Genomic DNA, 24480 nt, shown 5'->3' with positions numbered 1-24480 from the left:
TATAAATTTAAAATAAGAAAAAGTGAAAGTTTCAAAATTAGCAGCGAACCTGATCGGTTCTGAAATTGTAAAAATTGGTAACGAAGTAAATGATCTAAAAGCAAAAGGAGCGGAAATTGCCAATCTTACTATTGGTGATCTGAATTCTAATATCTATCCTATTCCAGCATTACTGAAGGAAGAGATTCAGAAAGCATATCAGAATAATCTGACAAACTATCCGCCTGCCAACGGACTTTTATCTTTAAGAAAAGAAGTTTCCAAAGACCTGAAAAAAAGATGGAATCTTGATTATTCTCCAGAAGATATTTTGATTACTGCAGGATCAAGACCATTGATCTATGCTGTATACAAAACAATTGTAGACGAAGGAGATAAAGTTGTGTATCCTACACCATCATGGAACAACAATCACTATGCTTATCTTACTTCTGCCAACGCTGTAGAAGTGAAAACAAAACCAGAAACCAACTTTCTTCCAACTGCAGATGATTTAAGACCGCATTTGGATGGAGCAGTATTGTTAGCTTTATGTTCTCCATTGAACCCTACAGGAACCATGTTTACAAAAGAACAGCTTTCTGAGATCTGCGAACTGGTGATCGCTGAAAACAAAAAAAGAGGAGCAGATGAAAAACCGTTATACCTAATGTATGACCAGATCTATTCTTGCCTTACTTTTGGGGCTGAGCATGTAGATCCGGTTTCTCTTTTCCCTGAAATGAAAGATTATACAATCTATATCGACGGTATTTCAAAATGCCTTGCAGCAACAGGAGTACGTGTAGGATGGGGATTCGGGCCTTCACATATTCTGGACAAAATGAAAGCGCTTCTTACCCACGTTGGAGCATGGGCACCAAAACCAGAGCAGGAAGCAACCGCTAAATTCTATGAAAATTCAGAAAATGTAGATACTTTCGTTGAGGATTTTAAAGGTAAACTTGAAGAAAGCTTAAAAGTTCTTCACAACGGAGTTCAGGATCTAAAAGGAAAAGGACTTTCAGTAGACAGCATTGAACCAATGGGAGCTCTTTACCTTACTATTAAATTAGACTATATTGGAAAAACAAAACCAGATGGAACAGTCATTGAAAACTCTTCAGACCTGGTATTTTATCTGATTAATGACGCAGGAGTGGCTTTAGTACCATTCTCAGCTTTCGGAGAAGAAAAATCAGAACCTTGGTTCCGTGCTTCTGTAGGAGGATTGGCTGTAGATGAGATCAAAGTAATGCTTCCAAAACTGGAAAGTGCTTTGAACAATTTAAAGTAGTCTTCACATAAAAACATATGCTTCGACTCTGTCCGGCATGACATCATTAAACCCAGAATAAGTAATGTGTCACGCTGAGCAGAGTCGAAGCGTTTTTTTATCAAATAGTTGAATTAAAGTTACATTTACTTTTCAAAAAATTAAATAAATATTAAAAGTTAAATAATCATTTTGTAAGATACTTAACAAGGAATTATCTTTGAGGCTTTTACACACCTGAATATAATAAAGTCGAAAATTACACGATGAAAAAACTGAGATTTCTACTCTTACCAGTTTCAATACTGGTATGCTCACAAGAGGTTGATACATTGAAGGTACAGGAACTTCCCAAAGAAGCTGAGCTGCCAAAAGTACAAACTTACACCTTGAAGGACGGATCTGTCCGAACTTATCCCAAGCCTAAATTATTGGATTTTGTAACCAAATTACCCAGAAACTTTATCAATACCAATAAAGATTTTGTAGCAAAAGACCATGCGTATTATCTGGGAGGTGCTGTTGCAGCGACGTTGATTCTCCTGCCATTTGATCAGAAACTGATTGACAATTCAAGAGAGCTGGCAGAAAAATGGGGAATGGATAAGGATAACAACTATCACAAAGTAGGAGGTGTTTTTAAAATTCCTAAAGATGTCGGATCTACACTGTACCTGATCGGTAACGGATCTACATTAGTATTATTAGGGATTGGTTTCGGAACCTATGGATTGATAAAAAATGATTACAGAGCCCAGGCAACTGCCAGTGGTTTAATGGAAAGTTTAATTCTTTCCGGAGTTTTTACCCAAACCCTTAAAAGAATTACAGGAAGAGAAAGCCCGTTTATTGCAGAAGAATATGGTCATAAAGGCGGGGCGTGGAATCCGTTTCCAAGCTTTTCTGCATTCAGTAAAAATACCTCGAATTACGATGCAATGCCTTCAGGCCATTTAACCACCTTTATGGCTGGGATCACGGTGATAGCAGATAACTATCCGGATGCAAAATGGATCAAACCTGTAGGATATACGCTGGCAGGAGCATTATGCTTTCAAATGATGCAGAGTAAAGTTCACTGGGCTTCAGACTATCCTTTAGCCTTATTAATGGGATATTTTATAGGGAAAACAATATCAAAAAGCAGGTATACTTCATCAGAAGGAACTATTGGAAAAACAAAATATAATCTCAATTTTGTAGCATCCCGCCAATGGGAATACAATATGGTAGGTGTAAAACTCTCTTTTTAAACTGCTGAAATCTCTGTTTTGTAGAGTAAATAAGATACTTTTCACTACATTTGGTCTCAGGATAAAGGATTTATTCGGACTTTTACAGATGTCGGAATGAAACCTCCTGATTTAAAAAGAATTACTTAATATTGTATTGAATGAAAATAATAGCTGTTATCCCTGCACGTTATGAGGCAAGCCGTTTTCCAGGGAAATTAATGCAGATTTTAGGAGAAAAAACCGTTATTACCACAACCTATGAGAATGTAGTGGAAACCGGGCTGTTTGATGAAGTATTTGTTGCTACAGACTCTGAAATTATTTTTGATGAAATCGTAAAAAATGGTGGTAAAGCCGTAATGACAGGGCAGCACGAGACCGGAAGCGACCGTATTGCTGAAGCAGTGCAAAACATAGACTGCGATATTGTGATCAATGTTCAGGGAGACGAACCCTTCCTTAAGCTGGAGCCATTACAGCAATTGATTGAAGTTTTCAGAAATGATGACCAACAGGAAATATCTTTAGCTTCTTTAAAAATACAACTGCATGAAAAAGAAGAAATTGAAAACCCTAATAATGTAAAAGTGATTACTGATAACAATGGTTTTGCTTTATATTTTAGCCGTTCTGTAATCCCTTTTCACAGAGAAATTTCTTATGATGTAAGTTATTTTAAACATATTGGAGTATATGCTTTCAGGAAAGAAGCCTTACTGCAATTTTCTAAGTTGGCTATGAAACCTTTGGAAATATCCGAAAAGATTGAATGCATCCGGTACCTTGAATATGGAATGAAAATCAAAATGATAGAAACCAATTTCGTAGGAGTAGGCATTGATACTCCTGAAGATCTTGAAAAAGCCCGAAAACTGATCTGAAATTAGCAAATTGATCTTTGTATTTTGCCTTTTTGCAATTTTACGTAAATCCCCCTATATTTGAATCTATAAATAAAATTAATGAAGAAGTTATTATTAGTATTTGGACTGATATTTTCGCATGTGATATTCGGACAGACAGCAAAGGAAATTATTGACAAGAACATTGAATTATCCGGAGGTTTAACCAATTGGAAATTATTAAACTCAGTATTGCTTCAGGGAAAAGTAATATTGGGAATTAAAGATGAATATCCGATAAGAATTTTTCAGCAACGTCCAAATCTTACTAAAACATTGATTACTACAGGCGGAAAAGAAACCGCAATAGAAGGTTTTGATGGCACCAAAGGCTATGCAATGAATTATGCAGCCAACAAGCTTCAGGAATATCCTGAATATGTGCCGGAAAGCTTTGATAATGATTTCATTGATTGGGAAAATAAAGGATTTGATGCCAAATACCTTGGAAAAGAAAAAGTAGGAGAAATCTACTGCCATAAGGTAGAACTTACCAAGAATGTAAATAAGAATATGTATTATTTTGATACAAAAACTTATATGTTGATCAAAGAAGTGAAAAAAGATGAAACGCTGATCTATTCTGATTTTAAAAAAGTTGGAAATATTATTATGCCTTTCAGAATTGAATCTTCAAGTGCTAAAAAAGACGGAGATTACGTGATGTTACTAAACAAAGTAGACATCAATAAAGTATTTCCGGCTAATATTTTTAAGTTTTAATTCAACTGCAGTTCTCTGCATACAATTATAAGACATGAAAAAGATTTTTTTACTGCTGCTTTCTTTCATAGCATTTCTGCAAAGCTGCACTAACCAGAAAAGTGAAATTTCTAAAGCTAAAACTACAGAACTTATGGGAAAAACAATATATGACTTCAAAGTAGAAGGTCTTGATGGCAAAGAAATCAATTTTGCAGATTTTAAAGGAAAGAAAATCCTGATTGTCAATACTGCTTCAGAATGTGGATTTACACCACAGTATGCAGATCTTGAAAAGGTATATGAACAATATAAAGATAAATTGGTAGTGATAGGATTTCCTGCTAATAATTTTGGAGGACAGGAACCTGGAAACAATACCGAAATCGGAGCTTTTTGCCAGAAAAATTATGGAGTAACATTCCCAATGGCCGCTAAAGTTTCTGTAAAAGGAGATGATACCGCACCCATCTTTAAATATCTGACTGAACAGGAATTGAACGGAGTAAAAAATACAAGCATCCTTTGGAACTTTACCAAATTCCTGGTGGATGAAAACGGAAAACTGATTGATTCTTTTGTAAGTACTACAAAGCCTACTGATCAAGCTATTACAAAATATCTGAAATAAAGATAAAAAACTATATTTTTACAAGTGGGTGGTTTACATCCACTTTTTTTATTTAAATCCTAATAGTATACTCTATGAAAAAAGTAATTTTTACCCTTTGTATCCTGGCTTCTTTTATGTTAGGATTTGCCTTTAAGGCCGTTACAGAGAACAAGTCTTATGATATGAAAAGAGTTACCGGCATTGGCGGAATCTTTTTTAAGTGCAAAGATCCTAAGAAAATGCGGGAATGGTATGAAAATCATCTTGGACTTAGCACCAATCAGTATGGAGCTGTATTTGAATGGTTTCAGGGTGCTGATAACTCTAAAAAAGGATTCAGCCAGTGGAGTCCTTTCAGTGAAAAGACAAAATATTTTCAACCTTCTGAAAAAGATTTCATGATCAATTACAGGGTGGAAAATCTTGAAAAACTGGTAGAACAGCTAAAAAAAGAGAATGTAAACATCGTTGATACAATTGAAACTTATGAATATGGTAAATTTGTCCATATCATGGATATTGAAGGTAATAAAATAGAGCTATGGGAACCTAACGATATTGAATATGAAAAATTAGGACAAAAAATGGGCAGCAAAACAACAAAATAGGTAATAGATGATGGGTAGGTTTTCGGGAAATTACTAAAAAGGTTTTCATTTTTAACATGAACCACATTACCTCGTATCTTGCATCCCGAATTATTCATTACTCTTCTCCGCAAAACAAAAAATATTCCCCAGTTTGATACTGGAATACCCATTGCTCTTTATTTTTGAAGAATTGATCATGGCCTTTGCCAGAATATCGGTCGGCAGAGGTTTTTGACTTTCTAATAACCCCAGTTTATTAGCGAATTTGATAATGCGGCTCCCCAAAACCTCTCCGGTTCTTTCAGAGTCTTTTCGTTCAAGCATTCCCGGCTTAAAAATAGTGATCTTATTGAAGTGCAGTTGTTTGACAGCTTCTTCCAGTTCGCCCTTCATTTTGGAATAGAAAATCTTAGACTGGGGATTTGCTCCGTAAGCTGAGACCAGAATATAATCTTCCACTTCATTGTCTTTCGCAGCTTTTGCAAACTCATATTGGTAGTCAAAGTCTACTTTTTTCTGGGCTTCTTTGCTTCCGGCATCCTTTAAAGTTGTTCCCAGACACGAAAACGCCACATCTCCTTTCACCATATCTTTCCATTCCTCCGGTTTTTCAAAATTCACTATATGAACTTTTAGTTTATCATTTTGAATATCAACAGGCTTTCTTACAAAGATATCCACTTCATCAAACTCCTTGTCATTCAATAACTGACGGACAAGATCTTTTCCTGTGGCACCTGTAGCACCTATTACCAGAGCTTTCATAATAATTGTGGTTTTGTGAGATTATTTCTTTCTTAAATTTACTAAATTTGAATCAAAGATTCAAGAATTAATTTGATCATTACCCATTACTTATCACTCATTACTCATATTGATATGGATGCCAACGAAATTTTAGATTACTGTCTTGCCAAAAAAGGAGTTACGGAAAGTTTTCCGTTTGATAATGAAACTCTTGTAATGAAAGTAGACACCAAAATGTTTTTACTGATGGGACTTGAGAGACAGCCGTTGGCCATTAATGTAAAAACAGATCCTGAATGGAGCGCAGAGCTTCGTGAGCAATATCCTCAGATTACAGGCGCTTATCACATGAATAAGACCCACTGGAATTCTGTAACTGTTGATGGATTGAAAAGAGATCTGATCTTTAAACTTATTGATCAGTCCTATGATCTTGTTTTTAAATCCCTGACTAAAAAAGCTCAGAATGAAGTCAATTCATTATAGTACATAAAATAAATTGAGGAACGGAATTTGTTATCTATTACCGGTGAAATAATATATTTAACATTAATAAAATAAATAACAAATGAGAAATCACCTTTTATTATTCTTAGCAGTAGGCGCATTCATGTTGTCAGGCTGTACCAAGCCGGTAAATAAGAACACTACGGAAAAAAGCACAGTTGCTGTATCGGCCTCTGAAAAATCTCCCGAAACTCTTACAATAGAATTTTCAGGGACAGACCCATTTACCATTAAAAATGCACGGCTCAAAGTCAGCTTATATGGAATGGATGAAAAGCTGGCCGATGCTCCTGCTTCTTTAATTACAGAACAGGAATATGAACAGAAATCAATACCTTTTACCATCAACCTGCCAATACCGAAAGATGCAGAAAATAAGATTAATCCAAAACCTTCCGGCCCTGCAAAATACTATATAACCGTAAGCTGGGATTCTGATGGAAACGGAAAAGCAGATGAAAAAGGAGATATCTTTATTGATTATGATAAACAGTTCCCGAATGTAAAACTGAATAATGAAACCCAGAAAATCTACTTAAAAGTATTAAAATAAACCAAAAGGCTATTCCGTGAGAATAGCCCTTTTCGTTAGTAAATCTTTATATTCTAATGCTTTCTTTTCAATAAGATGCCAGGAAGCATATCCCAACAGGATAGATAGCGGTAATGAAAATATAAATAACATAGCTGTATCCAGTTTAAAGAAATACATCAATGTCTGCTGTATAGGGAAAGAATAAATATAAATCCCATAGGAAGTATCCCCAATAGTCTCTCCAACTTTATTAAGATATGGGGTAGAGCTCTTTCCAAGAAGAATTACCAGCAGAGGCAGAGTAATATAGGAGGTATACTGATTAATATTTAAATAAACACTGGCAATAAGAACAGCGAAAGAAACTATAATGAGGATGTTTTCTGTTCTTTTACTGGTATTCAGATAAGCCATGATCATTCCTCCGGTAAAAAAGCACATCAGATTATAAAAGTGATTAGTTCCCAATGCCAACTTGAGCAATAATCCGTAAAGAAAATAAGGATAGAAGATGCTTAAAACATAACTTGATATAAATAACAGAATGACAGCGGTTTTCACAAATGTTTTTTCCCGGATAAAGAACAGCAGTGAAACCATGACGTACATGCTGAATTCATAGCATATAGTCCACAAACTTCCATTAATGCTGTGCTTGTAGGGATTGTTTTCAAAAACGCCGTCGATACCTTTCTGACGAAAAAATAAAGTAATATTTTGTGGGATATAAGTGTATACAGAAGCGTTCTGTAAATAAGGTACAGAACTTTCATACACAAAAGGAGCCAGTAAAACGGTAAGAAAAAGTACAACTAACAATGCCGGAAAAAGTCTTAGAAGCCTTTTCCAGTAAAAATCAGGAAGACCTTTGCAGCGCAGCAGACTTTTAAAAATTAAGTATCCTGAGATAATAAAAAAACCGTGAACTCCCAGATAAGAAAATTCCATCTGGCCGTTGGTAAGTTGTGACAGAGGGTCACCGTGAGACGACCCTGAAAGAGCATAGGAATGGGAAATGACAACAAAACTTGCAAAAACAAGCCTTAGAAAGTCAAAATTATTACTCCTTGAAATCATATATCTGTGTTAATCTTTTATCCTCATCCAGTCTTTCAATCAACTTGTCAAGACCTTCAAATTTGATTTCATCATGAAGAAAATCCCTGAAACTTACCGTAATCTTTTCATCATAGATATCATCATCAAAATTAAGGATATAAACCTCCACAGTTAGTTTTTCTCCATTTACCGTCGGATTGGTTCCGATGCTCAGCATACCTTTGTACTGGTTGCCCTTTACGAATACTTCAACAATATAAGCTCCCTTTTTAGGCAGTAGCTTGATGGATTCAGTATCAATATTTGCTGTCGGATATCCAATGGTTCTCCCAATCTTTTTCCCATGAACTACAGTTCCGGAAACAGAGTAGGAGTATCCCAACATTTCGTTGGCCTCTTTAACATTTCCTGCTAAAAGTGCATTACGTACTTTCGTGGAACTGATATTATTTTCATGAATATTGATAGCTTCCATTTGCTCTACTTCAAAATCAAGTTCTTTTGATAATTTCTGAAGAAGCTCAAAATTTCCGCTTTTATTTTTTCCGAAAGAATGATCGTATCCTATAATAAGGTACTTTACATTCAGTTGATCAACTAAAATCTCACGTACAAATTCCTCTCCCGTAAGGTTTCTGAATTCTTCATCAAATTCTTTCAGGAACAAATTATCAATGCCATATTTTTCTACCAGCTGTTTCTTTTCTTCCAGTGTATTCAGAAGCTTTAAATCTTCATTCGGATTGAAAACAAATCTTGGATGAGGCCAGAAAGTAAGGATTGCAGTTTCCAGGTTGTTTTCTGTGCCTATTTTAGCCAGTTCATCGATAATACTCTTGTGCCCTAGATGTACCCCGTCAAACATTCCTAAAGATAATGCTAAAGGCTTCTGTGAGGAGTAATCTGTAAAATTCTTGAAAACTTTCAAAACGGAAAAATTTTGATTGCAAATATAAAACCTTTATTTTTAATGTAACGGAGGGAATCTGAAAATTTGAAAATGAAAATTTTGAAAAATATCCTACATTATATTATACTATAATAATAACAAATGTCCGAATTGCAATTTTGCTGTTAAATATAATGATAAATATTGAATTCTACGCATTAAATGATAAACTCATTCATATCCTGAAAAGCATGATAAAAATCTTTTTTTTACCAATTGCGGGTTTATGAAGAATCACTATATTTGCACCAAGAAAAAATTTAGCAATGGCAAACCAAATTAAAGGTAAAATTTCTCAAATTATTGGTCCGGTAATCGACGTTGTCTTCACAGATGTGGAAGCTGTTCCAGCAATCTATGACGCGTTAGAAATTACAAAAGAAAACGGTGAAAAAGTAGTTTTAGAGGTAGAACAACATATTGGCGAAGATACAGTAAGATGTATCGCAATGGACGCTACTGACGGTCTTAAAAGAGGGCAAGACGTAATTGGATATGGAAATCCTATTATGATGCCAATCGGAGAGGCTGTAAACGGAAGACTATTCAACGTTGTTGGTGATGCTATCGATGGACTTCAAGATATTTCTAAGGATGGTGGTCTTCCAATTCACAGACCAGCTCCAAAATTTGATCAATTATCAACTTCAGCAGAAGTTTTATTTACAGGTATTAAAGTAATCGACCTAGTTGAGCCTTATGCAAAAGGAGGTAAAATTGGATTGTTCGGTGGTGCCGGTGTAGGTAAAACAGTATTGATTCAGGAGTTGATTAACAATATTGCAAAAGGACACGGTGGTCTTTCTGTATTCGCCGGAGTAGGTGAAAGAACGAGAGAAGGAAATGACCTTTTGAGAGAGATGTTGGAATCAGGTATTATCAAATATGGTGATGATTTCATGCACTCTATGGAAAACGGAGGTTGGGATCTTTCTAAAGTAGACTTAGAAGCTATGAAAGATTCAAAAGCTGCATTCGTTTTCGGACAGATGAACGAGCCGCCAGGTGCAAGAGCTAGAGTAGCACTTTCTGGTCTTACATTAGCTGAGTACTACAGAGATGGTGGAGAAAGCGGACAAGGTAGAGACGTACTTTTCTTCGTAGACAACATCTTCCGTTTTACACAGGCTGGTTCTGAGGTATCTGCACTTCTTGGTCGTATGCCATCAGCGGTAGGTTACCAACCAACGCTAGCTTCTGAAATGGGTGCGATGCAGGAAAGAATTACTTCAACTAAAAATGGTTCAATTACTTCAGTACAGGCGGTATACGTACCTGCGGATGACTTAACTGACCCGGCTCCTGCAACTACGTTTGCTCACTTGGATGCAACTACAGTACTTGACAGAAAGATTGCTTCATTAGGTATCTATCCAGCGGTAGATCCACTTTCTTCTACTTCCAGAATCCTAAACCCTGAAATTTTAGGTAATGATCACTACAACTGTGCTCAAAGAGTAAAAGAAATCCTTCAAAGATATAAAGCTCTTCAGGATATCATCGCAATCCTTGGTATGGAAGAACTTTCTGAAGAAGATAAAGCTGTTGTATACCGTGCAAGAAAAGTTCAGAGATTCTTATCTCAGCCTTTCCACGTAGCAGAACAGTTTACAGGTATTCCAGGATCATTGGTAGATATCAAAGATACAATCAAAGGATTCAACATGATTATGGATGGTGAATTAGATCACTTACCAGAAGCAGCTTTCAACTTGAAAGGAACCATCGAAGAAGCTATCGAAGCAGGACAAAAAATGTTAGCTGAAAACGCTTAATAATTAGACATAAAGATAACAGATACAAGACATGAGACTTTAAGGTTGTCTGAAATCTGAAATCTGAAATCTTCAAATCTAAATTAAAATGAATATAAAAATTTTAACACCAGAATACGTAGTTTTTGAAGGAGAGGTAGATTCAGTATTATTGCCTGGAAAAAATGGTGAATTTCACATCATGAAAAACCACGCAGGAATTGTTTCTTCTTTAATCGGAGGTGATGTAAAGCTTTTTGCTAATTCTATTGATGAGGCTTATGCTAAAAACTTCACTAAAGAATCCGGAAAAGACTCTGTTTTTGCTTATGCTATCAAAAGCGGTGTTGTAGAATTTAATCATAATAAAGGAATTATCCTTTGTGAATAATTAAATGAAAAGCTAAATATATTTTCAAGAAAGTGTAACTTTGTGTTACACTTTTTTTATTTAGGTAAAAGTCTGATGGTATGAAGAAAGGCATAATCATATTCTTTACAGTTCTGGGTGTTTTCCTCCATGCTCAGAATATCAAAACCAAGAGAGGGATTATTAATCTTGACGGCATTCCGGTAGCTAAGCTCTCCAACAAATCCAGCGAATATACGTTTATGGATCTGAAGGAGACTCCGATGTATACTATAAAATTCATTGATAAAAGCATCGTTGACTCTGTTCGCGACAGCTATATCAGCATCAATAGAGTCTATAACCGGGAGAAAACAATTGAGATTGATTACTCATCACCTTCTGCATTTTCCGGAGAAGAAAAATCTGCAGTCTTTACATCAGTTAAGGATCTTAAAATAATTGATAACAAAGGGATCAATGTTAAAAATCTTGATGAGCTTTTTTCCAATGTACCTAAAAGAAAGCTGGATGCTAAAACGAAAGATGCGTATGCCATCCGAAAGAAAATTGATAAGATGAATATTGAGGTCAATAAAGTAGGAGAGATCCTTAGTAATGGCGTTCCGGTAGGATATTTTACCAATTTACCCGTAAGCTTCGGTTCGGAAGATACCATCATGGATAAGACCTCTATAGATATTGAGATCTATGACGCTAAAAGTAAGCTTATCGGAAGATATATTACGACCACAAAACAGTTAAAGACAGCAGGTGGAAAATCTTTTACCATATACAAGGAAATGTCCGGGAGAGCTTCTATTTTAAAATTCCCAACCTATAAAGCATTAGCTGAACGTATGGCCATTATGGACCCCAATTTTATTAAAGTACAGGAGAAAGTGTCGGTTGGGACTGTAACAAAAGAAACCCCTAATTAAAAGAAATATATTTTTATATCAATAGGAACGGGCTTTAGCCCGTTTTTTTATTATAGATCAAATTCATCCGGCTTTAGCCGAAACTTATAAGGACCTCGTTAGTCTTTATCAACCACCCCGTCAAAAATTCTTTGAATTTTCACCATCCCTCCAGTGGAAGGTAATATTTTGCCGGTTTATATATGGTAGTTAAAAATTCGGATTTGATCTTTCTGTATGAAAAATTTTATTCTCTTAAATCTGTGTAAATCCGTGTAATCTGTGGTAGATTATAATTCAATCAAGTTTTATTCATTCAGAAAAATAAAAATTCACAGAAAATTCCGCAATCTCAAAAAATCCCTGAGAAAAAACGAGAATTTTTATAAGCTTAAAATCACCCCATTTTCCTTTAATTGCTGCATCGGTTTTGAGAACCAGAATAATTCAAAATCTTCGAAATTTTCTTCAAATTGATTCTTAAGTTGCTGAATAGTAGGTTTTTTAGAATTTTCAATTGAATTATCTTCCAGTACACTCATCAGCCATTCCGCCTTTTCCTCTTCCAGCTCAACCTTTACAATATTGGTTTTTAAGTGGAATGTAAGAAGCGTATACGTACCAGAATATTTCTTTTTATTTTTTACGCGATTCTCAGCGATTACATTTTTCGTCAGAAAGATAACTTTGGAATTTCCTTTCAGACTAAATTGTCCATCTTCCAAAAGACAGTCGTGAATATAATCCGGATGAATTGTTGTTCTTGGAATTTTAAAATCAAACCACTCCTGAAGCGGTAGTTCAAAATTTACTCCATGCATATAATTGAACAAGGATTTTTTTAACCCGAAGCTGAACTTGTTGTGATCAATACCGGTTTTATCTTTAAAATCAATATCATTATTGGCAAACAAAATTTCCTGTTTTACCGGAATGACTCCAAAATCTTCCGGACTTATTCCTACAGGGGAATGAGCTGTCATGGCAAACTGATGCCAGAACCCACTTTGAAGAATTCCCATCTCAAACATCTGTCTGATCATTTCCAGAGAATCAATAGTTTCCTGGACGGTTTGGGTAGGGTAGCCATACATGAGATAGGCATGCACCATAATTCCTGCTTCTGTAAAATTTCTGGTTACATTGGCAACCTGTTCCACAGAAACTCCTTTATCGATTAATTTCAGCAATCGGTCGCTGGCCACTTCAAGACCACCGGAAACAGCCACACATCCCGAAAGTTTCAGAAGGTAACATAAATCGCGGGTAAAGCTTTTTTCAAAACGGATATTGGTCCACCAGGTCACTACAAGATTTCTTCTGAGAATTTCCAGGGCAACCTCTCTCATAAGGGCAGGTGGAGCAGCTTCATCTACAAAATGAAATCCTGTTTCGCCCGTTGTTTTGATCAGTTCTTCAATTCGGTCTACGAGAATTTTAGCAGAAATAGGCTCGTAGATTTTAATATAATCTAAAGAAATATCGCAGAATGTACATTTTCCCCAATAGCATCCGTGCGCCATTGTAAGTTTGTTCCAGCGTCCGTCGCTCCATAAGCTGTGCATTGGATTGGCAATTTCAATAACGGAAATATACTGATCCAGTTTTAGATCTGTATAATCGGGAGTTCCTATTTCAGACTGTTTGAAGTCATGCCTTTTAGAATTATTTTTGTAGACGACTTCATTCTTTTCGAGAAGAAAGGTTCTTTTAAACTCACCTTCGTCTGTAGCAATTTCTAAATTTTGGTGAAGAAGTTCCAGCGGAAGTTCACCATCATCTAAAGTAATAAAGTCAAAAAATTCGAAGACCCTCTGATCTTTGACTTCTCTTAATTCTGTGTTGGGAAATCCTCCTCCCATAGCAATTTTAATGTGAGGATAATGCTTTTTGATCCATTGGGCACATTTGAATCCTGAATACAGGTTACCAGGAAACGGAATGGAAAAACAAACAAGCTTTGGCTGAACAGTTTCAATTTTTTCCTGAAGAATTTTTAACGTAAATTCATCAATAAATGTGGGTTCACCAGATAGCTTTGAATAGAGTTCATCAAAAGAATTGGCACTTTTTCCAAGGCGTTCTGCATATCTGCTGAAACCAAAATCAGCATCTATATTTTCTACAATATAATCGGAAATATCTTCCAGATACAAAGTTGCCAGATGCTTGGCTTTATCCTGCAGACCCATATTTCCAAAAGCAAACTCCATATCATCCAGCTGATTGAAACGGGAGGCTTCGGGAAGAAAGTTCATACTGCAGATCTGTCTGGCCAGTGTAGGTGTTTTTCCCTGTAAAAAAGGAATAACCTGATCTATTGTTTTTAAATATTCCTCTCTTAAGGCATAAATTCTCTGGGAATTTTCAGAGGTGTTCTGAAGATCAATTTCTTTATTGAAAACCTTCCGGATTCCATCCTTTGAAAACAACTCCAAAATAACATCGATCCCCAAATCTACCTGGTAACTGGAAATATTTTTGGTATTTAAAAATCCTTTAATATAAGCCGTTGCAGGATAAGGAGTATTAAGCTGGGTAAAAGGCGGAGTAATAAGAAGCAGGTCTTTCAACAGAAATTTTTTGCAAAGTTATTCTAAAGTTTTTTTAGAAAAAAATTTTTTCCCCTGATTATAAACAGTGAGAAAAAGTCGCAGAGATATTGCGTTTTATTAAAATCTGAATCCATCCCAATTCTTTTCATTTCCAATCTATAGAAATAACTAATTATTTAGAATAAATTAGCAGGTCTGCTAAACAAAGCATCGGTGGCATTATTCTCAATAAAGCTTAGGAAAGTATTCTCATCAAAATATCCATCATGATCTAGAATTGCCGGATTTAATAATTCTATTTCACTGGGTTTCTCAAGGCTGATATTCTCAATAAACTTTCCGGTTTTTCCTGTTATTTCATTATGAAAACTGATCAGGTATCGGGAATAAATATTTCCTTCAGCAACAGTATAATGCCCGTTTTCTGCAATGAGGGATGTCATAATGCTTCCTCCGATATAGGTTTCATTATCATTCCCCGAAGCACCAAATAATACTTTTGAGGTAACATTTCCAGAGCAGTACAATGAGCCATTGATGATAATATTTTCTGCCTGTATATTACCGGTAACAATAAGAACAATATAATCTTCAACAAACAGTTTTTTAGATAAATGAAGATCGCCTTCTATGAGAATGATTTTATATCCTTCCCCTTCTTCGGTAATCAGTTCAAGGGAATTGTCATTTTCATTTTGTATAAGTACAATCTCAGGACCATCATCTTCATTATTGATGTGGAGAGAGGCTTCTTTTATTTTTTCTGCTGTTTCATCATCCAGCATTTCGAGAAATTCAGCAAGACTTTCCTCGTCTACATAGCTTTCATTGAAAAAATTGTTTTCCAGGGCTTCATGAGCAATGCTATATAGATTTTCTGATTTTTCTTTGAGCTGCTTGTATAATTGATCTTTGGTCAGTTTTTGCAATTCTTTCATCGGTTTTTAAAAGTATATACATGGGTCTGTTCAGTGGGGGAAACACCTGTTAATAGACAGATGCAATATAATCAGAAATTTTGTTATGCCAGAAAGTGATCTATTTATTTTTTCAAATATTTTTTTATGGATGATTTTTTAAGTTCGAAATATGGTATTCTTTCCCAAATAATCTGTTCTAGGCATGACCTATTTTCCTTTGATCGCCGATTACATTCAGGGTAACTCCAAAAAGAATTAAAGTAATCCCAATAAGCAGATTTGGAGTGAATTTTTCATGAAACATCAAAACACTGATCAATACAGCAACTACAGGTTCCAATGCTCCTAAAATAGCAACAGGTGTAGATCCGATATATTTGATGGCAAATACAAGGCATAAACTGGAAATAACGGTAGTGAGAAATGCAAAAACCAGGAAGTTAATGAAGATCTCTGTGGAATGAATCACAAATGATTCATTCGCCATCAAAGCTTTGGTCATAAAGAACATTGAGGTGAAAAACATGGAATAAAACGTAAGCTTGAATCCGGAAACTTTGATATTCGATTTGTTGACAATAACCATATATAAAGCATAGAAAAGTGAACTGAGCATAACAATTCCCAACCCTGCAAAATTGATTTCCAGTCCGTTTCCTTTTAAACATAAAACAATGACTCCCGCAAATGCAAGCAGTAAAGAAGCTCCGGATAATTTGGTAAGCTTTTCCTTGTAAAAGAAAAGCATGATTAATGCTACAATAATCGGGTAAATAAATAAAACGGTAGAAGCAATTCCTGGGGTAAGGAAATCATACCCTAAAAACAAAAATTCTGAAGAAAGGGCATAGCAGATTCCAAGGATGGCCAGAATTAAGGTTTCCTTTTTATTGATTTTAAAACTTTCCCGTGAATACAGCAGATATCCTCCCACCATTAAAGCCGAAAAGAAAAATCTGTAAAACAGGGTGATATCCATTGAAAAGTGTGCCTGCTTCACTGGCAGAATAAAAATAGGAATCAGACCATATGAAACGGCTGATAAAATTCCCAGTGTGTAACCTCTAAGTTTCATGTGCTTTATAGTTATTAAACAAGAAAGCCACTGAATCAATCAGTGGCTTTCTTTTATTTTTAGGATATTAAATCGCTTTAAAACTTAATCCTTGTTCCTGCAGTAATTTTTGTTCCTGCTCTTTGTAGTAGCCACCTACTAATTTATCATGAATTGCTTCAAATGCTGCCAGAGTTTCATTGATCTCTGCATCTGTATGAGAAGCGGTAGGAATAAGCCTTAAAAGAATCATTCCCTTCGGAATGACCGGATATACCACCACAGAGGTAAAGATACCGTAATTCTCTCTTAAATCTTTTACCAATAGAGTAGCTTCTACAGGAGTTCCCTGCATCATTACCGGAGTTACACAAGTATTGGTGTCTCCAATGTTGAATCCTCTTTCTTTAAGTCCGTTCTGTAGTTTGTAAACATTCTCCCAAAGTTTAGCTTTGATTTCCGGTCTTGATCTCAATAGCTCCAGTCTTTTTAATCCTCCTATTACCATTGGCATCGTAAGAGATTTTGCAAAGATTTGTGATCTCAGGTTGAATTTCAGATATCTGATGATTTCTTTGTCTCCCGCAAGGAATGCTCCGAAACCAGCCATAGATTTAGCAAAAGTAGAGAAGTATACATCAATCTGATCATTACAGTCCTGCTCTTCACCTACACCGGCACCTGTCTTACCAAGCGTTCCGAAACCATGAGCATCATCCACTAAAAGTCTGAACTGATATTTAGATTTAAGATCGCAGATCTCTTTGATTTTTCCCTGCTGTCCTCTCATCCCGAAAACCCCTTCAGTAATCACAAGGATACCTCCTCCTGTTTCTTCAGCTACCTTGGTTGCTCTCTGAAGGTTTTTCTCCAGACTTGCCATATCATTATGCTTGTAGGTAAATCTTTTACCGGAATGAAGTCTTACTCCATCCACGATGCAGGCATGAGAATCCATATCATAAACAATTACATCATTTCTGCTCACCAAAGCATCAATGGTAGAAACCATTCCCTGGTAACCGAAATTCAATAGATATGCTGATTCTTTTTTTACGAAGTCTGCCAATTCTCTTTCCAACTGAAGGTGCTGATCTGTTTCTCCAGACATCGCTCTTGCTCCCATTGGGTAGAACATTCCATATTCTGCAGCCGCTTTTGCATCCGCTTCTATTACCTCAGGATGATTACACAATCCTAAATAGTCATTGGCACTCCAGAAAATTACTTCTCTCCCCTGAAACTGCATTCTAGGGCCGATAGGTCCCTCTAATCTCGGGAAAATAAAATAGCCTTCACCATAATCTGCAAATTGTCCAAGTGGTCCTGGATTTTCTTTTATTCTTTCAAAAATATCCAACATTGTATCGTAATTTTTAAGTAACAAAGCCTTTTTTGTCTGAACACGCAAAAGGCTTTATTTATTTGTATCGTGATTTTATTCGTTCTTATTTAATAAACTCCGTTTTGAAAACTTCGTCATAGTTGTGAACACAGTTGTTGACAAATCCCTGTTCAGCCATCCATTTATCACTATATACTTTAGTGATGTATCTGGAGCCGTGGTCAGGATAAATTAAAACAACTACGTCATTTTCTGTAAGCTCATGAGACTGGGCATACTGCATCAATCCCTGTGTTACAGCTCCGGTAGTATAACCTCCCATGATAGCTTCTTTCAAAGCAATTTCGCGGGTTCTGTACGCGGACATTTCATCATTTACCCTTACAAACTCATCCACCTTGTCGAAAAGCAGGGCAGAAGGGATCAGGTTTTTACCCATTCCTTCGATCTGATAAGGATGTACATCTTCTTTGTGTATTTCTCCTGTCTCGTGATAGCTTTTAAGGATAGAACCATCTGCATCTACACCAATAATCTTGATATCCGGATTCTTTTCCTTCAAATACTTGGCAGAACCTGATAACGTACCACCAGTTCCGGTGCAGGCAAAAAGGTGAGTGATCTTACCCTGTGTCTGTTCCCAGATCTCAGGACCTGTTGTCTGATAGTGCGCATCAATATTCAGTTCATTAAAATATTGATTGATGTAAATAGAATTTGGAGTTTCCTGAGCGATTCTTTTAGCTACTTCATAATATGATCTGGGATCATCTGCCGGTACATTGGCCGGGCATATATACACCGTGGCTCCCAATGCTTTCAGATAAGCAATTTTTTCAGGTTTTGTTTTATCACTTACTGCAAGAATACATTTATATCCCTTAATGATACATACCATCGCAATAGAAAACCCGGTATTACCGGAAGTAGTTTCTACAACTACAGAATCTTCCTTTAAAAGGCCTTTTTTCTCTGCGTTCTCTATAATATGAAGTGCGATTCGGTCTTTGGTGGAATGTCCAGGATTATATGATTCTAACTTGGCATAAACGGTTGCTGGAATATCTTTTGTCACAGTATTTAGCTTCACCATCGGAGTGTGTCCTATCAGGCCAAGAATATTATCGTAAACATTACTCATTATTTGTTATTTTCAATAAAAATCTGACTGCAAAAATACAAAAAAATAAATAATTACTAAACTTTTGTTTGATTTCTAGGGCATAGTTTTGTAAAAAGTTATTTTCGTATTTACAGTTTTGACACGAGTGTAATCGCAAATACTACGCCAAAATTTTTAAATTTTGTTAAAACCCGCATAAAATAAGATAAAAGCCTTATTTTCGCATAATTGATTTAATACTATGAAAAATTGGACTTTTAGGCAATGGAACACCGTTTCAGGATGGGTGATTTTCGTTATTGCTTTCTTCACGTACTTGTCCACCATAGAACCCAATTTCAGTTTTTGGGATTGTGGCGAGTACATTTCTTCTGCAGTAAAACTTGAAGTAACGCACGCTCCCGGAGCTGCTTTATTCCAGATTGTGGGTGCCGTGGCAGCCATTTTTGCATTAGGGAAAGGCGAAAATTATTCTATCGTGATCAACGCGATGTCTGCATTGTTCAGTGCGCTGACTATTTTATTTTTGTTCTGGACGATCACACACTTTGTGAGAAGACTTTTGAACAAAGATTTTGAAGAAATTACAAAACATCAGGAAATCTCTATTTTATTTGCCGGAGCAGTTGGAGCACTTTGCTTTACTTTCTCAGACACATTCTGGTTCTCAGCAGTAGAGGGAGAGGTTTATTCTATGGCTTCTATGTTTATTGCGCTCTTGGTCTGGTTAATCACCAAATGGGAGAATGAGTATCAGGCGGGAGACAGTGAAAGATGGATTATTCTTATTTTCTTTATTTTAGGACTTTCTGTAGGAGTGCATATGATGTGTATGCTGGCAATTCCTGCAGTATGTCTGGTATATTATGCTAGAAATTACAAGTTTACCTGGAAAAACTTTATCTGGGCAAACCTTATCACACTGGGAATTTTGATTATCGTTTTCAAAATTATCTTCCCTTTAATTATGACCATGTTCGGAAGACTTGAGATTTTCTTCGTGAACGGTCTTGGACTTCCTTTCCACTCAGGAACAATTGCAGCATTTGTTTTAATGGTAGCGATTTGCTATTTCTTAATCAAATATGCAAGAAAAGCAAAAAGAAACATCTACCAGACAGCTGCATTATCTGTAGTTTTCATGATGATCGGGTTCTCTTGCTGGATGGTTATTCCTATCAGAGCCAATGCTAATCCACCGATGAACCTTAATGATCCGGATACAGCAATTGGTATGCTGGATTATTATAACAGAGAGCAGTATGGGGACTGGCCTACGATTTACGGGCAAAATTATACGGCATTTCTGGATGCTAACGGAATCGAGAAAAACGAAGACGGAAGCTTTAAAACACAAAAAACCGGGGAAATCTACGAAAAAGACGAAAAAACCGGAACGTACAGAAAAACCGGAGACCGTTTCAATTATGTATTCAACAAGTCTCAGGTGAGCTTAATGCCAAGAATGTTTAATGAAGATAAGGATGTAATGGCCAACTATATTTCTATGTATGGTGCTCCTGATTTTACATTCAACTACGGTAACGAAGATGTGGCAGATAATCCTCAGGCTAAGCAGATCTTTGATGAACTGAGAGCAAAATATGAAGACAAATCAATTACCGCTTCAGATTATCTGAAAGTGAAACCTTATAACCTGATCAATGTTCAGAAGCCTTCATTCCTTCAGAATATGGATTACTTTATCACTTTCCAGAACGGATATTACTTCGTAAGATACCTGATGTGGAACTTCGTGGGAAGACAGAATGATCTTGAAGGAAATATGGAGAGCACAAAAGGAAACTGGATTTCCGGAATTCCTTTCGTTGATAATGCCGTGGTAGGAAATCAGGATAAAATGCCTGCTAAATTCAAGAATGAAAGTACAGTAAAATTCTTCTTCCTTCCATTAATTTTAGGTTTGATCGGATTCTTTTTCCAATTGAACAGAGACTTTGGAAGATTCTATGCATTGTTATCTTTATTCATTTTAACAAGTGTAGGTATTGTTTTCTATACAGGGGTAAAACCTTTTGAGCCGAGAGAAAGGGATTATGCAATGGTAGGCTCATTCTACGCGTTTGCGATCTGGATCGGATTGGGTGCAGGAGCCATCCTATGGTTCTTACAATCTAAAATAAAATCAAACGGAGCGAACATTGCTTTGGGAGTGGTTTTATTAGGGGTTCCTTTCATGATGGGCTTCCAGAACTATAATGTTCATGACAGAAGCAACAGATATACTGCATATGATTATGCGTATTCAGTTTTAAAATCATTACCGAAAAACGATATCCTTTTCGTTTACGGGGATAACGATACATACCCGGTTTGGGCTATTCAGGAGACAGAACAGTTCAGAGATGATGTAAAGGTGGTGAACTTTACCCTTGCTTCAACTCCATGGAATCTTGACCAGGTAAAAAGAAGAACTTACAACGCAATGGGAATCCCAAGCCAGTTGACACACGAAGATTATAGAGATGGTGTAAATGATCAGATTTATATGATGAAGAAGGAAGATTGGGAAGGTGTTTTCTCTATGTTGAAAGAACAGGGAGCTCCGGAAACAGAATTCCAGTCGTTCAGAAAATATCTTACTCAGGATTCTTTAACATTGAAACAGGCGATTGAATTCATTAAATTCAAATCTCCTGAAAAAGATGAATTATTGAAAATGTACTTCGGGGAAGAGAAATTTGAAAAATACAATATCCTTCCGGTAAACAAATTCATCCTTCCTGTCAACAAAGAAAATGCTTTAAAAGCAGGAATTATCAACAAAGAAGATCTTCCGAATGTAGCCGATCAGATCATGATTACTTACAAAGGAAATACATTGTATAAGAATAACCTGATTTTAATGGATCTTTTAGCGAACTTCGACTGGAAGCGTCCGATCAACTTCTCATCAGGAGGTATTTATGACAGTGAGAACATTTTCTATCTGAACGATTACCTTCAGTTTGACGGATTCAGTTACAGATTAATCCCTATCCAAACGCCTCCAACAGCTGATGGAGATATGGGAAGAGTAGATGCTAATTCTCTTTATAATATAGTGAAAAACTTCAGATGGGGGAACTTTAAGAATTTAAATGCTCACTTTGATGAAACAGCTACTTCCAATATCATCAGCTACAGAATGTCAGCAAGCAGAGCGGCGGCAGCCCTTGCACTAAGCGGACAGAAAGCGAAAGCATTGGAAATTCTGGATCTTGCAGCGAAAGAAATTCCAGCGGAGAAATATAACGATCCCCGTTCTTTAAGTTCAATTGTTTCAGGATACATCATTGCAGGACAGGAGCAGAAAGGTCTTCAGATTGCTGAAGTTCTTAAAAAAGGAATCTTTGAAGAATATGATTATTATTTAAGTCTTTCCAAAGCGGATCAAAGTTATCTGAGAAGACAAATGAGAACAAAACCTATGGAATATTCTCTTGTGGTTTCTGCAGTAACAGATGCTTATACAAAGATAGGACAGAAAGAAAAAGCATATGCATATCTGGTAAAATCCATCGAGCCAATAGACAAGAAGTTCAATGTATTTATCAAAGATCTTCAGGAGATGGGTAGAGATAAAGCGATGAAAGAGTCTGAAAATGTGCAGCAGATTACGCCATTCTATCAATACTTATTTGATGTCATGGAACCTTATGATTCCACGTATTCAAAAGAAAAAGAAAATCAGATTACAACTGCGATTATCAAAGCAACAAAATAAAATACTTTAAAACGGAACTTCGGTTCCGTTTTTTTATTATTGGGAATCCTGAATTTTAAGGTTATATTTGTGAAAGTAAAAATACATAATGTCCGAAACACAAAATAGCAAATTCCCAATTTATGCCGTCATTGTTACGGTTCTTTTTAAGCTTCTGTTTTTATTAACGCACTACATTCAGGAAGATGCATTTATTACCTGGAGAGTTGCCCAGAACCTATTGGATTATGGAGTAATCGGCTTCAACGGCGATACTAAAATTTCTGCATCGACAACACATCTGTATGTTTTTGTCTCCTATATTTTCAATCTGGTTTTTGGAAAAGAAAACTTTATTGAACCTCTTTTGATTTTTAACTCCCTACTGTTTACCATAGGAACTTTATGGCTGTCTCATCTGGTTCTTAAAAACCCATGGCATAAAGCGGTTTTTATATTTCTGATCGGTATTTTGCCTCCATCAATTAAAATTTCAATCCTTGGGATGGAATACGGAATCCTGTTTTTTCTGGAGATGGCATTGCTGTACTATGGATTTAATAAAGGAAAAAAATGGGTTCTGACATTTCTTCCCGTTTTAATCATGTTTACCAGAATTGATACCGTCATATTCCTCGGAATTGTATTCCTTGTAGATCTATTCTGGAACAGAAAAATAAGATGGAATTATATCTTCGGAGGAGCTTTTGGAGTTTTATCTACAGTAGCTTTCAACTGGTTTTACTTTGGGGAACTGGTAAACAATACCATTACCGCAAAAAAATTGCTTTACAGTGAAAACTTTACGATCCAGCAGCATATCGGATATTTTTTTAAAAGCTTTGGAAACTTTTGGGGAATGCTGAAAGTTCCGGGAGATTTCAATCCTCTGACTATTGTAATATTGATTTTTGAATTGCTTTGCTTTATTTATCTGATCAGACAAAAAGAAAAAAGAAACTACTTTTTGTGGATGATTTTTCTTTTCGGATGGGCAAAACAAATCATCTTCATTTCTCAGAAAAGCTTGTTCGACTGGTACTACTGGGTGCCGCAGATTTTGCTTTTCGTTCCGGTCCTGATTTTTGTGTTGGAACAAAAAGAGAGAAGAAATCTTTGGCTGTCATTATTGATTATATTCTACATTTTCCCAATGTTTGTTTTCCAGACTGTTCACTCCATTGCAACAGGAAATGGAGAATGGAATTACCGCAGAACAATTGGTACATTTTTAAATCAATATGAAAAAGATAAAAACCAGTGGATTCTATTGGAACCAGCGGGTTATGTTCCTTATTTTTCAGGATTAAAAACAATTGATGAGGTTGGATTGGTTGATAAACAGATTCAGGAGGAAATTAAAAAAGATAAGGTTAATTACTGGATCAATACCGTAAAAACAAGAAAACCAAAATATCTTCTTTCTTATCAGAATTTATACGAAGGAGACAATGCGAATTCTTTGTATTATAAAACCCACTATAAGCTTTTAAAGGAATTCAGAGTGAAAGATCATCTGAATAGCAACAATAAAATTTTAGAAAAAATTTACCATCTGAAACCTTCCGGAACAGACTATAATTTGTACATTAGGATCGATTAAAAGATTGAAATATTTAAAATTGAAAGAATTCAGAAAAAAAGTTTTATAATAACTCTT

Annotated in this window: 21 protein-coding genes; 13 read left to right on the top strand and 8 right to left on the bottom strand. The window is 35.9% G+C overall.

Annotation, left to right across the window (positions count from 1 at the left end):
• The first annotated feature begins 22 nt into the window (after positions 1-22).
• From J2786_RS06865 to J2786_RS06840, 6 genes are all read left to right on the top strand, one after another.
• Entirely contained in the window at positions 23-1276 is a 1254-nt protein-coding gene (locus tag J2786_RS06865; protein WP_047429949.1) for a pyridoxal phosphate-dependent aminotransferase, read from the top strand.
• Positions 1277-1521: 245 nt separating this feature from the next.
• On the top strand, positions 1522-2508 hold the full coding sequence (locus tag J2786_RS06860; protein WP_052186946.1) for a phosphatase PAP2 family protein: 987 nt from the start codon (positions 1522-1524) through the stop codon (positions 2506-2508).
• Between the two features lie 140 nt (positions 2509-2648).
• Positions 2649-3371 (top strand): 3-deoxy-manno-octulosonate cytidylyltransferase, encoded by a 723-nt coding sequence (gene kdsB, locus J2786_RS06855; RefSeq protein WP_047429951.1) that lies wholly within the window; start codon positions 2649-2651, stop codon positions 3369-3371.
• Between the two features lie 81 nt (positions 3372-3452).
• Positions 3453-4115 carry a hypothetical protein gene (locus J2786_RS06850; RefSeq protein ID WP_047429954.1) on the top strand — a complete coding sequence of 221 codons (663 nt, stop codon included), beginning with the start codon at positions 3453-3455 and terminating at the stop codon, positions 4113-4115.
• 34 nt (positions 4116-4149) lie between these two features.
• A complete protein-coding gene (locus J2786_RS06845; RefSeq protein ID WP_047429956.1) occupies positions 4150-4725 on the top strand; it encodes a glutathione peroxidase in 576 nt (191 codons plus the stop codon).
• A gap of 74 nt (positions 4726-4799) precedes the next feature.
• Positions 4800-5315 (top strand): VOC family protein, encoded by a 516-nt coding sequence (locus J2786_RS06840; protein ID WP_310024398.1) that lies wholly within the window; start codon positions 4800-4802, stop codon positions 5313-5315.
• Between the two features lie 90 nt (positions 5316-5405).
• Here the strand turns inward: J2786_RS06840 and J2786_RS06835 are convergent, their stop codons facing one another.
• Positions 5406-6062, bottom strand: a complete 657-nt coding sequence (locus J2786_RS06835; RefSeq protein WP_047429959.1) for an NAD(P)H-binding protein — start codon at positions 6060-6062, stop codon at positions 5406-5408.
• Positions 6063-6176: 114 nt separating this feature from the next.
• Here J2786_RS06835 and J2786_RS06830 point away from each other — a divergent pair, with 114 nt between their 5' ends.
• The gene (locus tag J2786_RS06830) at positions 6177-6530 is read left to right on the top strand and encodes an MmcQ/YjbR family DNA-binding protein (RefSeq protein ID WP_047433219.1); all 354 of its coding nucleotides are present in this window, start codon (positions 6177-6179) and stop codon (positions 6528-6530) included.
• A gap of 82 nt (positions 6531-6612) precedes the next feature.
• On the top strand, positions 6613-7104 hold the full coding sequence (locus J2786_RS06825; RefSeq protein WP_047429962.1) for a hypothetical protein: 492 nt from the start codon (positions 6613-6615) through the stop codon (positions 7102-7104).
• 9 nt (positions 7105-7113) lie between these two features.
• Here J2786_RS06825 and J2786_RS06820 read toward each other — a convergent pair whose 3' ends face one another.
• Both J2786_RS06820 and J2786_RS06815 read right to left on the bottom strand, forming a co-directional pair.
• A complete protein-coding gene (locus tag J2786_RS06820) occupies positions 7114-8163 on the bottom strand; it encodes an acyltransferase family protein (protein ID WP_047429964.1) in 1050 nt (349 codons plus the stop codon).
• Positions 8147-9073, bottom strand: a complete 927-nt coding sequence (locus tag J2786_RS06815; protein WP_047429967.1) for a bifunctional riboflavin kinase/FAD synthetase — start codon at positions 9071-9073, stop codon at positions 8147-8149. The genes J2786_RS06820 and J2786_RS06815 overlap by 17 nt, the downstream gene beginning before the upstream one ends.
• A 287-nt stretch (positions 9074-9360) precedes the next feature.
• Here J2786_RS06815 and atpD point away from each other — a divergent pair, with 287 nt between their 5' ends.
• The 3 genes from atpD to J2786_RS06800 all read left to right on the top strand — a co-directional run bounded on the left by atpD (position 9361) and on the right by J2786_RS06800 (position 12138).
• Positions 9361-10869: a F0F1 ATP synthase subunit beta gene (gene atpD / locus J2786_RS06810; protein ID WP_034697748.1), complete on the top strand. Its 1509-nt coding sequence runs from the start codon at positions 9361-9363 to the stop codon at positions 10867-10869.
• Positions 10870-10957: 88 nt separating this feature from the next.
• Entirely contained in the window at positions 10958-11239 is a 282-nt protein-coding gene (locus J2786_RS06805; RefSeq protein ID WP_047429970.1) for a FoF1 ATP synthase subunit delta/epsilon, read from the top strand.
• A gap of 80 nt (positions 11240-11319) precedes the next feature.
• Complete coding sequence (locus J2786_RS06800; protein ID WP_047429973.1) at positions 11320-12138, top strand: hypothetical protein; 819 nt, start codon at positions 11320-11322, stop codon at positions 12136-12138.
• Positions 12139-12500: 362 nt separating this feature from the next.
• Here J2786_RS06800 and J2786_RS06795 read toward each other — a convergent pair whose 3' ends face one another.
• From J2786_RS06795 to J2786_RS06775, 5 genes are all read right to left on the bottom strand, one after another.
• Entirely contained in the window at positions 12501-14690 is a 2190-nt protein-coding gene (locus J2786_RS06795; protein ID WP_047429976.1) for a B12-binding domain-containing radical SAM protein, read from the bottom strand.
• A 158-nt stretch (positions 14691-14848) separates the two neighbouring features.
• Complete coding sequence (locus tag J2786_RS06790; protein ID WP_047429981.1) at positions 14849-15610, bottom strand: hypothetical protein; 762 nt, start codon at positions 15608-15610, stop codon at positions 14849-14851.
• A 178-nt stretch (positions 15611-15788) separates the two neighbouring features.
• Positions 15789-16667, bottom strand: coding sequence for a DMT family transporter (locus J2786_RS06785; protein ID WP_310024391.1), 879 nt, complete (start codon positions 16665-16667; stop codon positions 15789-15791).
• A 67-nt stretch (positions 16668-16734) separates the two neighbouring features.
• Entirely contained in the window at positions 16735-18006 is a 1272-nt protein-coding gene (locus J2786_RS06780) for an aminotransferase class I/II-fold pyridoxal phosphate-dependent enzyme (protein WP_185097549.1), read from the bottom strand.
• 88 nt (positions 18007-18094) lie between these two features.
• Entirely contained in the window at positions 18095-19132 is a 1038-nt protein-coding gene (locus tag J2786_RS06775; RefSeq protein WP_047429988.1) for a PLP-dependent cysteine synthase family protein, read from the bottom strand.
• A gap of 223 nt (positions 19133-19355) precedes the next feature.
• On the opposite strand from J2786_RS06775, the gene J2786_RS06770 reads away from it, so the two are divergent.
• Positions 19356-22841, top strand: coding sequence for a glycosyltransferase family 117 protein (locus J2786_RS06770; RefSeq protein WP_310024388.1), 3486 nt, complete (start codon positions 19356-19358; stop codon positions 22839-22841).
• Positions 22842-22929: 88 nt separating this feature from the next.
• The gene (locus J2786_RS06765; protein ID WP_310024386.1) at positions 22930-24423 is read left to right on the top strand and encodes a DUF8728 domain-containing protein; all 1494 of its coding nucleotides are present in this window, start codon (positions 22930-22932) and stop codon (positions 24421-24423) included.
• Positions 24424-24480 lie beyond the last annotated feature (57 nt).

It is taken from the genome of Chryseobacterium vietnamense, from assembly GCF_031454475.1.
Classification (GTDB): domain Bacteria; phylum Bacteroidota; class Bacteroidia; order Flavobacteriales; family Weeksellaceae; genus Chryseobacterium; species Chryseobacterium vietnamense.
Note: the sequence above shows the minus strand (reverse complement) of the source record. Positions and strands in the feature narration are given on the sequence as shown.

Bases quoted from the DNA above. Each gene is read 5' to 3' on its own strand.
- J2786_RS06830 (WP_047433219.1), top strand. From the start codon at position 6,177: ATGGATGCCAACGAAATTTTAGATTACTGTCTTGCCAAAAAAGGAGTT.
- J2786_RS06775 (WP_047429988.1), bottom strand. From the start codon at position 19,132: ATGAGTAATGTTTACGATAATATTCTTGGCCTGATAGGACACACTCCG.
- J2786_RS06860 (WP_052186946.1), top strand. From the start codon at position 1,522: ATGAAAAAACTGAGATTTCTACTCTTACCAGTTTCAATACTGGTATGC.
- kdsB (WP_047429951.1), top strand. From the start codon at position 2,649: ATGAAAATAATAGCTGTTATCCCTGCACGTTATGAGGCAAGCCGTTTT.
- J2786_RS06845 (WP_047429956.1), top strand. From the start codon at position 4,150: ATGAAAAAGATTTTTTTACTGCTGCTTTCTTTCATAGCATTTCTGCAA.
- J2786_RS06790 (WP_047429981.1), bottom strand. From the start codon at position 15,610: ATGAAAGAATTGCAAAAACTGACCAAAGATCAATTATACAAGCAGCTC.
- J2786_RS06805 (WP_047429970.1), top strand. From the start codon at position 10,958: ATGAATATAAAAATTTTAACACCAGAATACGTAGTTTTTGAAGGAGAG.
- J2786_RS06850 (WP_047429954.1), top strand. From the start codon at position 3,453: ATGAAGAAGTTATTATTAGTATTTGGACTGATATTTTCGCATGTGATA.
- atpD (WP_034697748.1), top strand. From the start codon at position 9,361: ATGGCAAACCAAATTAAAGGTAAAATTTCTCAAATTATTGGTCCGGTA.
- J2786_RS06835 (WP_047429959.1), bottom strand. From the start codon at position 6,062: ATGAAAGCTCTGGTAATAGGTGCTACAGGTGCCACAGGAAAAGATCTT.
- J2786_RS06785 (WP_310024391.1), bottom strand. From the start codon at position 16,667: ATGAAACTTAGAGGTTACACACTGGGAATTTTATCAGCCGTTTCATAT.
- J2786_RS06825 (WP_047429962.1), top strand. From the start codon at position 6,613: ATGAGAAATCACCTTTTATTATTCTTAGCAGTAGGCGCATTCATGTTG.
- J2786_RS06820 (WP_047429964.1), bottom strand. From the start codon at position 8,163: ATGATTTCAAGGAGTAATAATTTTGACTTTCTAAGGCTTGTTTTTGCA.
- J2786_RS06765 (WP_310024386.1), top strand. From the start codon at position 22,930: ATGTCCGAAACACAAAATAGCAAATTCCCAATTTATGCCGTCATTGTT.
- J2786_RS06800 (WP_047429973.1), top strand. From the start codon at position 11,320: ATGAAGAAAGGCATAATCATATTCTTTACAGTTCTGGGTGTTTTCCTC.
- J2786_RS06770 (WP_310024388.1), top strand. From the start codon at position 19,356: ATGAAAAATTGGACTTTTAGGCAATGGAACACCGTTTCAGGATGGGTG.
- J2786_RS06840 (WP_310024398.1), top strand. From the start codon at position 4,800: ATGAAAAAAGTAATTTTTACCCTTTGTATCCTGGCTTCTTTTATGTTA.